The sequence below is a fragment of the Shewanella sp. 10N.7 genome, assembly GCF_020806285.1.
Taxonomy (GTDB): Bacteria; Pseudomonadota; Gammaproteobacteria; order Enterobacterales; family Shewanellaceae; genus Shewanella; species Shewanella electrodiphila.
The window spans coordinates 201,038-212,443 of record NZ_JAJGZS010000002.1; the positions used below are offsets into that span (position 1 = coordinate 201,038).

Annotated in this window: 10 protein-coding genes; 4 read left to right on the plus strand and 6 right to left on the minus strand. The window is 39.9% G+C overall.

What is annotated here, in order from left to right:
* The first annotated feature begins 56 nt into the window (after positions 1-56).
* Positions 57-1,259 (plus strand): enoyl-ACP reductase FabV, encoded by a 1,203-nt coding sequence (fabV, locus tag LMH66_RS02780; RefSeq protein WP_102528798.1) that lies wholly within the window; start codon positions 57-59, stop codon positions 1,257-1,259.
* A 303-nt stretch (positions 1,260-1,562) separates the two neighbouring features.
* On the opposite strand, the gene LMH66_RS02785 is transcribed toward fabV, so the two are convergent.
* Positions 1,563-3,335, minus strand: a complete 1,773-nt coding sequence (locus LMH66_RS02785; RefSeq protein WP_229368426.1) for a flavocytochrome c — start codon at positions 3,333-3,335, stop codon at positions 1,563-1,565.
* A 377-nt stretch (positions 3,336-3,712) separates the two neighbouring features.
* Here LMH66_RS02785 and LMH66_RS02790 point away from each other — a divergent pair, with 377 nt between their 5' ends.
* From LMH66_RS02790 to LMH66_RS02800, 3 genes are all read left to right on the plus strand, one after another.
* The gene (locus tag LMH66_RS02790) at positions 3,713-4,777 is read left to right on the plus strand and encodes a porin (protein WP_229368428.1); all 1,065 of its coding nucleotides are present in this window, start codon (positions 3,713-3,715) and stop codon (positions 4,775-4,777) included.
* 168 nt (positions 4,778-4,945) lie between these two features.
* Positions 4,946-5,821, plus strand: coding sequence for a LysR family transcriptional regulator (locus LMH66_RS02795; protein ID WP_229368429.1), 876 nt, complete (start codon positions 4,946-4,948; stop codon positions 5,819-5,821).
* A gap of 36 nt (positions 5,822-5,857) precedes the next feature.
* On the plus strand, positions 5,858-7,090 hold the full coding sequence (locus tag LMH66_RS02800; RefSeq protein WP_229368430.1) for a DUF819 domain-containing protein: 1,233 nt from the start codon (positions 5,858-5,860) through the stop codon (positions 7,088-7,090).
* A 188-nt stretch (positions 7,091-7,278) separates the two neighbouring features.
* On the opposite strand, the gene LMH66_RS20535 is transcribed toward LMH66_RS02800, so the two are convergent.
* From LMH66_RS20535 to LMH66_RS02825, 5 genes are all read right to left on the minus strand, one after another.
* Positions 7,279-7,497 (minus strand): GyrI-like domain-containing protein, encoded by a 219-nt coding sequence (locus LMH66_RS20535; protein WP_229368431.1) that lies wholly within the window; start codon positions 7,495-7,497, stop codon positions 7,279-7,281.
* A gap of 9 nt (positions 7,498-7,506) precedes the next feature.
* Complete coding sequence (locus LMH66_RS02810) at positions 7,507-8,169, minus strand: helix-turn-helix domain-containing protein (RefSeq protein WP_229368432.1); 663 nt, start codon at positions 8,167-8,169, stop codon at positions 7,507-7,509.
* A 93-nt stretch (positions 8,170-8,262) separates the two neighbouring features.
* Positions 8,263-8,853: an HAD-IB family hydrolase gene (locus tag LMH66_RS02815; RefSeq protein WP_229368433.1), complete on the minus strand. Its 591-nt coding sequence runs from the start codon at positions 8,851-8,853 to the stop codon at positions 8,263-8,265.
* A gap of 120 nt (positions 8,854-8,973) precedes the next feature.
* A complete protein-coding gene (locus LMH66_RS02820) occupies positions 8,974-10,845 on the minus strand; it encodes a SurA N-terminal domain-containing protein (RefSeq protein ID WP_229368434.1) in 1,872 nt (623 codons plus the stop codon).
* A 219-nt stretch (positions 10,846-11,064) separates the two neighbouring features.
* Positions 11,065-11,337 (minus strand): HU family DNA-binding protein, encoded by a 273-nt coding sequence (locus LMH66_RS02825; protein WP_055023877.1) that lies wholly within the window; start codon positions 11,335-11,337, stop codon positions 11,065-11,067.
* Between the last annotated feature and the right edge of the window lie 69 nt (positions 11,338-11,406).

Below are 11,406 nucleotides of genomic sequence, written 5' to 3' on the forward strand. Positions count from 1 at the left end.
CATTTCGGCGGCTAACTATTTATCCTAGGGCCATTGTTAAAGGAAGAAACGAAATTATGATTATTAAACCAAAGACACGTGGCTTTATTTGTACCACTACGCATCCAATTGGCTGTGAAGCTAACGTAAAAGAACAAATTGAATTAACTAAAGCGAAAGGCAAAATTGCTAATGGCCCTAAAAAGGTCCTTGTAGTGGGTTCTTCAAGTGGTTATGGCTTATCTTCGCGCATCGCATCTGCGTTTGGTAGCGATGCTGCCACTATTGGTGTTTTCTTCGAAAAACCAAGCACTGAAACTAAGCCTGGTACTGCGGGTTGGTATAACTCAGCTTATTTTGACAAGTTTGCTAAAGCTGAAGGGTTATATTCTAAAAGTATTAACTGTGACGCCTTTAGCCATGAAGCTAAGCAAAAAGTGATTGAGTTGATTAAGGAAGACCTTGGTCAAATCGATATGGTAGTTTACTCACTAGCATCACCTGTTCGTAAACTGCCTGATACGGGTGAAGTTATCCGCTCAAGTCTTAAGCCAATCGGCGAGACTTACACTGCGACAGCTGTAGATACGAATAAAAACACTATCATCGAAACATCAGTTGAGCCTGCAAGTGAGCAAGAAATTGCTGACACAGTCACTGTAATGGGCGGTGAAGATTGGGAATTATGGATGAGCGCCTTAAGTGAAGCTGGCGTATTAACCGACAACTGTAAAACAGTCGCTTATAGCTACATTGGAACTGAAATCACTTGGCCGATCTACTGGCACGGTGCGCTTGGTAAAGCCAAAATGGATTTAGACCGTGCAGCACATGCATTAAACACTAAGTTATCAGCAACTGGCGGTTCAGCTAATGTTGCAGTGCTTAAGAGTGTGGTAACGCAAGCCAGTTCTGCTATTCCTGTTATGCCACTGTATATTGCAATGGTGTTCAAGAAAATGCGTGAAGAAGGTGTTCATGAAGGTTGTATGGACCAAATTTACCGCATGTTCAGCGAGCGTTTATTCCGTGAAGATGGAACAGCTGCAGAAACTGATGCTGATAACCGCTTACGTTTAGATGACTGGGAGTTACGTGAAGAAATTCAGAAGCATTGCCGTGAGCTTTGGGCTGAAGTGACCACTGAAAATTTAGCTGAATTGACCGATTACAATGAATACAAAGAAGAGTTCTTAAAACTGTTTGGGTTCGGTATTGACGGCATTGATTATGAAGCGGACGTTAACCCTAACGTGACGTTTGATGTTGTAAGTTTATAAGAAGAAACTAATAACATATCAATTAAAACCAAGTCTGATGACTTGGTTTTTTTATGTCTGTAGTTCTTATTAACGCCAAGCATGAGATTAAATATTTTCAACCTCCCTCTTCAAAACTCCCCCTTACTAATCAGTGTTAGCAGAGTGAAACTCTAAATTTAATAAAATTATTATTTAACGATGTTATGGATATCAAAACAAAAGTGGGTAGAAATTTTTTGTGATGAACAAACAATAAAAAGGCCAAGTAGATGATACTTGGCCTTTGTGGGGATATTAGTGATGATGAATTTTAATTACAGCTTATTTCTTTAAAGCATGTTTCGCTGCATTTTCGCCAGCTTTACGGCCGAATACCACTGTATCAGCAATCGCATTACCGCCTAGACGGTTATAACCATGAACACCACCAGTCACTTCACCAGCAGCAAATAAACCAGGCATTTTCCAGCTTTGCAAGTTTAAGATGTTCGAGTCAGTATCGACTGCAATTCCGCCCATGGTGTGATGGATACCTGGAGCTACTTTTACAGCGTAGTAAGGTGGCGTACTTAGGCTTAATGGTAAATTAGCTCGGCCGAATGCATCGTCTTTACCTGCTGCTTGATATTTGTTGTAATCAATCGCTGTTTTAGGTAAATCGCTCATGCCAGTGATTTTAGCTAACTCTTCAATAGTATTTGCCTTACTTAACATACCTAAATGCTCGTAACCACGTACCATTTTCTTCTTCTCAACTAACTGCTCGTCAAAGACTAACCAAGCATATTGATCTTTTTGCTTAAGGATGGCATCTGAAGCGCGGTCACGAGTGGTTAATTCATTGATGAAACGTTGGCCATCCGTGTTCACCATGATGGCGCCAACACCACGTACAGTTTCAGAGATTAAGATACGGCTATCTTTTCCTACTGTTGGATGCGCCTGAACCCAATCAATATCAGTCATAGAAGCACCGATTTCTTTAGCAAGTAACACACCATCACCCGTTGCTGTAACGTTGTTTGAGCTAGACATGTCTTTCATCGTTGGGCGGTAGTAAGCAACCATCTGCTTATTCATACCATAACCGCCTGTCGCAAGTACAATAGAGTCAGCTGCAACCATGTTGTAACCAGAATGACGGCCGTGAACCACCACTCCAGCAACTGATTGGTCATCGTTTAGAACGATTTTTTCAACCCTTGAGTTAACGCGAACAGGGATATCACGTTCGATTGCAGCTGTACGCAAGGTGTCAATCAAATGTGGGCCAATTGAAGCGCCACCAGATGGCGCGTGAGTACGCTCAGCTCTTGCACCGCCTGAACGTTTAAGCTCACTCATGTCAGCACCCAAAGACTCAAGCCATGCCACTGCGCCAGCAGACTCTTCTGCCATAGTTTGTACAAGCTTGGGGTCATTTTGATAACGGCCGCCTTTCATTGCATCTTCTGCATACCATTCAACACTATCTTCAATGCCTTTGGCTTTTTGCTGCGGTGTGCCAACAGCGTTAATCCCACCAGCAGCTAACATTGAGTTACCGCCTGTGTATGGTGCTTTTTCAAATAACACCACATTAGCACCCGCCATTTTTGCAGAAATTGCAGCGTTGAAACCAGCAGAGCCACCACCAACAACGATTACATCAAGTATTTCTACAGGGCCTTTAGCTATCGCTTGTTGGATTTTGTCTTGATTCCAATCACCATCCCACTTTTTCTTCGCTTTTGAATCAGCAAAAGGCATCTCCATTTCAAAGTTGTGGCAGTTATTACAGGTAAGTTCTGGCTTAGCATGTGCTGTGTGGCATGAAGTACAGTTGATATCACCTAAATGCGATGTATGTGGATCAAATTCTAAACTGTCATTAGCTAACTCCTCATAACTACCATGGCAATCTAGACATTGCGCATTTTCATGAGTTTGACTGTCAGTCATGCTTTTCTTGATGTCTTTCATTTTGCCAGTTACATGACAAGTCTGACAGTCGCCCATCTCTGCATGGAATGATGCCAAGTCATTTTTTGCAATTGCGCTGCCCGAAGTAAGCATCATCACTGCTACTGCCGAAGCCAAATATTTAAGTTTCATGTGTTCGATCCTTTATAAGTGTTTTTTATGTCTCTTTGTTGAGAGCAAGATTACTCATTAAGGAGTATCAAAACTTAGACCTTTGTCATGTTTAAGCTTCGGTTAAGTTTTAATGAAAACCTATTCAATTTTCTTTAATCAGCAACATAAAACAAACAGCTGTGACTCATGTTCATTTTATCAATAACCAAAATCACTACGATGTGAACCATCAAATCTAGTTACCTATCTAGATAGATAGACAATGAATCTACATAAATTTTTAGCCTAGAACGTTAATAAATAACCATTTGAAAAAGTGGCACATTAATCCAGTTAAGATTTTTACTCCAATAATAAATAAGACAAAATTTATAATTAAAACAATGGGATTGAACATGAAAAAATCACTACTATCGCTATCAGTTATAGCATTGCTTTCTGCAAACTCTTATTCAGCACTTGCCGATTCACCGCAGTTTTATGGTCGTTTAGAAATGGCTGTCACCAATTCAGATAACGGTGCGACAACTCAAAATGGTAAGTCAGGAACGGTATTGGAGAATAATTTCTCACGACTTGGTGTACATGGCAGTGAAACAATTGCTAACGATATTGAGTTACTTTATCGCGTTGAAGTTCAGGTCAATTCAGCAACAAATGAAGGTAACGATGACGTATTCAAAGCAAGAAATACCTATTTAGGTTTAAAAGCAAATCTAGGTACGGTGTTGGTGGGACGTAATGACACCGTAATGAAAACATCAAAAGGGACTGCTGAAGCGTTTGCTTTAACCAATGCTGCATACAACCGTATGATAGCCGGCCAAGATCGTAAGGCTGACGGCATTACTTATTACTCGCCAAAAATCGCTGATTTAATTACTTTCAACGCCACATATTTACTCGATGATAACTACGCAGAATATGATGACAACGGTGAGCGCAGTGATTATGACGAACAGCAATATGCTGTCAGTATTATTGCAGGTGACAAAAAACTAAAAAAACAACCTTATTACCTAGCTGCAGCCTATAACACTATCGGTGGGGTCGATGCTTATCGCGGTGTGGCTCAAGTTAAGTTCGGCAACTTAAAATTAGGTGGTTTATTCCAAAACACTGAAAGCCAAGAATACAGCTATAAAGAAGGTAATTCATACTTCTTAAGTGCAGTTTATAATTTAAACGGCGTTAATTTAAAAGCTGAAATAGGTAAAGATGAGGCTGGTTTTGGTAAGTATTTCAAAAATAGCGCAATGTCTTCAAGTGACTATAAACAAGCAACAGATGTTGATATTAACTCTTTAGTTATCGGCGCAGATTACCGTCTTTCAAAATCAACGATGGTATTCGCTCATTACGCCAAATACGAAGGTGAATATAGAGTCGAAAATGCTGGTCCTGTTATCGATTTAGAAGAAGACAATATCTTTAGTGTTGGTGTTCGTTACGACTTTTAATACCTCCGATGCGCTAAACGTTGAAGTTTAGCGCCTCCTTTAATAGGCGCCACTTTTATAAAAAATATGAGCAGTGTTACAAAAAATACAACTTAAACAATGATTTTAGCGTTGTTTATTCATATATCGTTATAATCATCTAAATCATTAATAAATTACTTTGTCATTATGAAAATAACCCTTAAACAACTTACTATTTTTAAAGCTATACATGATAACGGACAGATCTCAAAAGCTGCGCAGCAGCTTCATATGTCTGTTCCAGCTGTCAGTATGGCGCTAAAAGAGTTGGAAGGTTCTTTAGGCACACGCTTATTTGAACGAAGCAGCAATGGGTTAACCACCAATGATAATGGCGAAGTTATTCTCCCTTATGCCAATGAGATGTTGTCTAAAGGGACTCAGCTTGAACAAATGTTTGCAGAGCGAAATGCGGTTGGCGGTACGATAAAGATTGGTAGTAGTAAAACAGCAGGTAATTATATTTTATCGCGTAAGATCCCCCAGTTTAAAAAATCCCACCCACTGGTAGATATCAAGTTAGTCATTAATAATAGCCTGACAATTGAAAAGATGGTCTCAGAAAAAGAGCTGGATTTGGGTTTTGTTGATGCAAAACCAGGGCTGAACAACCTTAAGTATGAGCAATGGATTAAAGATAAGATTTGCCTTGTCACCAGTTGCGATAACCCGATACTAGAACAAACGATTACCGCTGAGTTATTGTCTGAACAATTATGGGTGTTGGATTCTACCATGTCAGTTTCAAGGCTCAGAAATACCCAATTATTACGCAGTGCTAAAATCAACATTAATAATGAATTATCGATGAATACCATGGGCGCAATTAAACGTGCCATAGGTACAGGCATTGGCGTTAGTGTTCTGCCATATCTTGCAGTAAAAGAAGAAATTCGTCGTGGTGAGATAGTTGAATTAGAATTAGCAGGCTGGGATTTTCAACGTAAATATTGGTCAATTAGCCGAAATGACGAAGCTTTATCGCCATTATTAGAAGAGTTCATTCGTTTTTGTAACGCATAATGCGTCACTTAACACTGTAAGGTAGCCAAAGCGTTTATGATCAACCAAGATCCTGTCATATTTGGCTTACTCACCACCATCATTGGTTTAGTGTTTTATACTAGCCAGTCCTCTCATCCAGTGTGGAAACAGGTTTACCGCTTCGTCCCTGTCATGGTGATGTGCTACGTACTCCCTTCTTTACTTAATACCTTCAATATTGTCGATGCCAGTCAAAGTGAATTAAATACGATTACATCCAAATTTTTAATGCCAGCTTGCTTAACCCTATTAATTATTAGTGTCGATATAAAATCAATGCTGTTACTGGGGCCCAAAATAATCATTTTATTTCTATTAGGCAGTTTTGGGGTGATCATTGGCGGCCCATTAACCTTACTGTTGTTTGCAAAAATAGCACCTGAGACGATAAGTTGGGTTGGCGCTGATGCGGCTTGGAAAGGAATGGCAACCTTAGCGGCTAATTGGGTCGGAGGCACTGCGAACCAAATCGCCATGAAAGAGATTTATCAGGTCGAAGAAAACCTTTTTGCGATTATGATTTCTGTCAATGTCATATACTCGGCTATTTGGATGTCATTGCTACTGATTTGCGCTAACAACGCAAACTTCATTGATAAGAAAATAGGCGCTGATGCCAGCCAGTTTAAAAAACTCATTGAAGTGACCGACAGAGGCATATCAAACCAACAAGGTTTACCCACACTGAAAAGTTACATGTTGATGTTCAGCGTTGCCTTTGGCGTTACTGGTTTTGCTCACTTCGGCGCTGACATCATCGCGCCTTTTTTTGCCGAAAATTACCCCCAAACTGAAAAATATAGCTTAACCTCAACGTTTTTCTGGATTGTTATCATTGTCACCACAACCAGTATTGTCCTATCCAATACCAAAATACGGGAACTTGAATCAGTAGGTGCTTCTAAAGTATCAACAGTAATGTTGTATTGCTTAATTGCAAATATGGGTCTGCAAATGGATCTGTCTATGGTTGATGATTTTCCTATCTATTTTGCTATCGGATTTGTCTGGCTTTCTATTCATGTCATCGTGGTGGTTGTAACAGGGTTGCTGATGAAGGCGCCTGTCGCTTATATGGCTTTAGCCAGTCAATGTTGTATTGGCGGAGCGGCATCATCACCAGTCGTAGCAATGGCATTTCACCGCTCACTGGCCCCTGTGGCAATTTTGTTTTCGGTATTTGGCTATGCTTGGGCAACATACATGGCTTGGATATGTGCAGAATTGATGAGAATGACAGCTCAATAGCTGTCATTTAAAGTTGAGTCTAAAGGTTACGTAACATTGTTACAATTAACGCTACCACCGCTGCCTTAATTATTAGCTCTAAATACCTTTTTGTAAGCGCCAGTTTTGTAGTACCTGTTTTATGTAAGCGCCTGAATGAGCGACGATTCGAGATTTAAAGACTTCATTTTAATCGATAAAGACAATAGTTAAACAAACCCTAAATAGACTCTGGTTTTTATCTGTTGGGGTTGAGTTATGTTTAGCTTTTCAAAAATCAGCGGTAGGTTTTTTAATTGGATAGCTTTATTCTGGCTTTGCTCATTAAGCCAAGTACCGTACAAGTATTTCACTTTCTTATTTAAATCCTCATCCGAGCCTGAATGTAAAAAAGTTGCATAACGCCCTTCTAATATCATTGACTTCATAAAGTAGTCTTAAACATCAATGACAGAGCGTAAATCAGCTTTTTGCGTTTGAGTAACGCTGACTGCAATATCAATATTAAATTGCTGCAAAGGTTCAGCTGCAGATTGATAAATAAAATTAAACGTACGGCTTGTATCGGGTGAAAGTTGATGAGCTTGTCTAAAAGCTCTCATTGCCTCAATCGTTTGTGGTAAATATTGAGCTTGTGTACGATGCTCAATAGCAATTAGAGGAATAGCTTCAAGTTCAACCAATTCTATATTCACTTGATCAGCCGTTAATTCGTCATGGCCTTCTGACAAGGTTTTTAATGGCTGCTGTTTCTCGAAAAAATTCCCCCAGTCAGGCGTTAACTGGAACTGACTTGGACTTTGACCTATCGCTTTAGTAAACGCCTCAGTAAAACTTGCTTCACTACCAAAGCCAGCAGACTCAGCCACTGTTGAAATAGGTATCGTTTTATCAAAACCCAGTTGTTGCGCCGCTTCAAGATTACGTAATAAGCCAATATAATCTTCAGTCCTTGTATGAAATAAACTATGAAAGATAAAATCGAAATGACACTCAGGAACCTGAGCGATGCTCGCCAACAGTTTACAATCTAAACGAGATGTTAAATTGTTATCGATATGGCTTAGAACGTGCTCAAAGCGTTGGCTGATTTTTTCCACTGCAATTAACCTTAAATAAATGATCTTGAATTAAACACTTATACGACAAATAATGCACTCAAAACGTTCGCGATGATTTATACAAACCAGTCATTAACTGACTTTATTCCAACAAAAATAGGCTTCATCAGCCAGCGCTAACAACTGCTTATCCTCTGTTGTGTCACCGTAGGCATAAACTTTTTCGAATGAATCCAGTTGATATGATTGCTTTACTCTACGCGCTTTTTCATCGGCGCTGCAATCGCCATTTAAATAAGCTCCAGTTAACAGTCCATTTCTTGATGCTAATGTTGCACAAATTAATTCATATTGGTGCTTTTCACACCATGGCGTTAAATAGGCATCGAGTGATGCAGATACGATGACAATCACATCTCCTTGCGCTTTATGCCAGGCTAGCCTTTGTTTGGCTTCCGGTTTGATGATTGAATCAAGCGTCGAAGCATATTCTTTACCTTGGGCCCAAACGGTTTTCTGTGAACGTTTAAAGAAACAAAAATAACTGACAACAGTGCGGATCCTTGAGCCGCCAATAAGCTTCAATTTATAAAGCAAAATCAATGGCACTAGCAAGGGGTAACATATCACTATGCGCCATTTAGGCGCACTGAAGTATATGAATGGCGTGTAAGAGTCTGTTTCTGTGATGGTGCCATCGAAGTCAAAAAGCGCAATATTCATGAAGGTCCTTCTGCATGAGCCAATAAATAATTAATCATCATTGACTGGCTTTGTTAAAAAACAAATATAAAAAAGCCAAGGTTTCCCTTGGCTATTTAATCTATCTTGTGTGCTAAAAAATTATTCAGCTACAGGATATTCAATTTTAGCTTTTGCTTTTAACGCTGCAATAATAGAGCGGTAATCAGCTTCACTGTACTGAGGAGCTAAACGTTGTTTGATGCTATCAACAACATTGCTATCAATACCTTCAGCGGCATTCACTTTATCAAGTGCAATAACGGCAAAACCATTGGCTAATGCAGCGGTATCAAATGCAACTGCACCTGATTCTGGCGCTGGCATTTGGAATGCTTTAGTTGTAATAGCTTGGTCGATATCTTGACTGAAACGAGGTAATTGCGCTTTAGTTGCAATAGTCACTTCAGTGATTTCATTACCCGCTTTTAACTCAGCTAATAACTCGTTAGCTTTCTCACTGGCTTCAAGGTTAGCCTGGTCTTGCACTAAACGTGCTTCGATACCTGCTTTTACTTCACTCAGTGGTAAAGTACCTGCATCTTGGTGTTTCAATAAACGAATAACAACAACATGATTAGGCTCAAGCTCAATCACTTCGCTGTTCATACCGCTACCGATAACATCATCAGAGAAAGCAGCACGGATCAAGTCTGGCTTGTTTAGGTTAGCAGGTGCATTATTACGTGAGAATAACTCAGTCGACTGAACTTCAACATTAAGTGCTTGCGCAGTTTCATCTAACGTATCAGGCACTTCGTAACTAGTATCAGCTAAGATGCTTTGTAAGCTGTAGAATTCATCTACTGCTTTCTTATTCTTTAGATCAGCCACAATTTTGTCTTGAACATCTTCAAATGGCGCAGCAGCACCAGATTGAACGTCAAGTAACTTAACGATGTGATATCCGAATTCACTTTTAACCACTTGAGAATATTCATCTTGGTTAAGTGAGAATAATGCAGTATCAAATTCAGGATCCATTACGCCTTGTTCAAACCAGTCTAATTGACCGCCTTGTTCTGCACTAAATTGATCATCTGAATCAGTTTTAGCAACGTCAGCAAAATCTTCACCTGCATTGAGTTTAGCAAGACTGGCTTCAGCTTTCGCTTCGTCTGCACTGTCATCGCCTGATGCAAATAGAATGTGCGCAGCTAAACGTTTTTCAGGAGTTTGGTACTGTTGCTTATTTTCTTCGTAAAAGTCTCGTGCATCTTCAACAGAAGCGTCAACACCTTCAGCAATGTTCGCAACATTTAGCTCTACATACTGCAAGCTCACTTTTTCTTGATCCATAAATTGCATCAAGTTGCTGTCGTAGTAATTTTTAATCGCTTCATCAGATACTGTAGCTGATGCTAAGTATGGGGCTGAATCAACAACTAAATAGCGAATATCACGAGTTTGTCCTTGGACTTCAGCTAATTGTTTAGCTTCGCCATCTAATACAAATTCACTGCCGACTAACGAAGTCAGTAACTGACGACGCGTCATGTCAGTGCGCATCATATTTCTGAAGCTAGCAGTTTGGTAGCCTAGCTGACGTAAAACAGCTAAGTAACGCTCGTTATCAAACACACCATCCGTTTGGAAAGCAGGTTCGTTAACAATCGTTTGTCTAATTTGGTCATCTGAAACACGTAGGCCTAAATCGTCAGCAGCTTGACTCATTAATTTGTCAGCAATAAGACGGTCTAATACATTTTGCTTGATACCATTCATGTAGTTATCGTCAGCAGATAATGCATCAAACATTTCACCCAGTTGTTGCTCTAGGCGGCCACGTTCGTTTTGGTAAGCTTGTTCTAGTTCATTTGCAGTAATATCGTCACCGTTAACTACGGCGACAGCAACATCAGTTGAAGTCCCTAGGTAACTACTTACACCAGCAAATGCGAACGAAAGAATCACTAGCACTAAAATACTTTTAGCAATAACGCCTTGTGAACCTTCGCGAATTTTTTCTAACATCTGAATTCTCGCTTGTTGCGATTAAAAATAAAAAGGCGCACCACTTCGGGATGCGCCTTCTTGTAATTTATATGGAGTTATCAGACGCTACCTCGGGTATGACCCAATTCCTCCGAATATCAAAACTAACTGTGTTCTTTCTGATATTTTTTTCGCAAAAAGCACTGTTAAAACAGTGCTTTCTACAAATGCCTTACAAAAGGCAACGATATTAACTATTTAGTTAACAGCGTCTTTTAGAGCTTTACCAGCTTTGAAAGCAGGAATATTTGCTGCTGCAATTTTGATTTCCGCACCAGTTTGTGGGTTACGGCCAGTACGTTCTGCACGTTGACGTACTTCAAAAGTACCAAAACCAACTAGAGAAATTTTATCGCCTTCTTTAAGTGCTTCAGTAACAGCACCAATGAAAGAATCTAATGCACGGCCAGCGCCTGCTTTAGAAATGTCAGCACCAGAAGCGATTTTCTCGATTAGTTCAGATTTGTTCATGTCATCCCCTTGAATGTTTATTTTCGCGCCGCAACCAAATCCGTCTTTAGAGCGGTCTGCGGAGGCTTT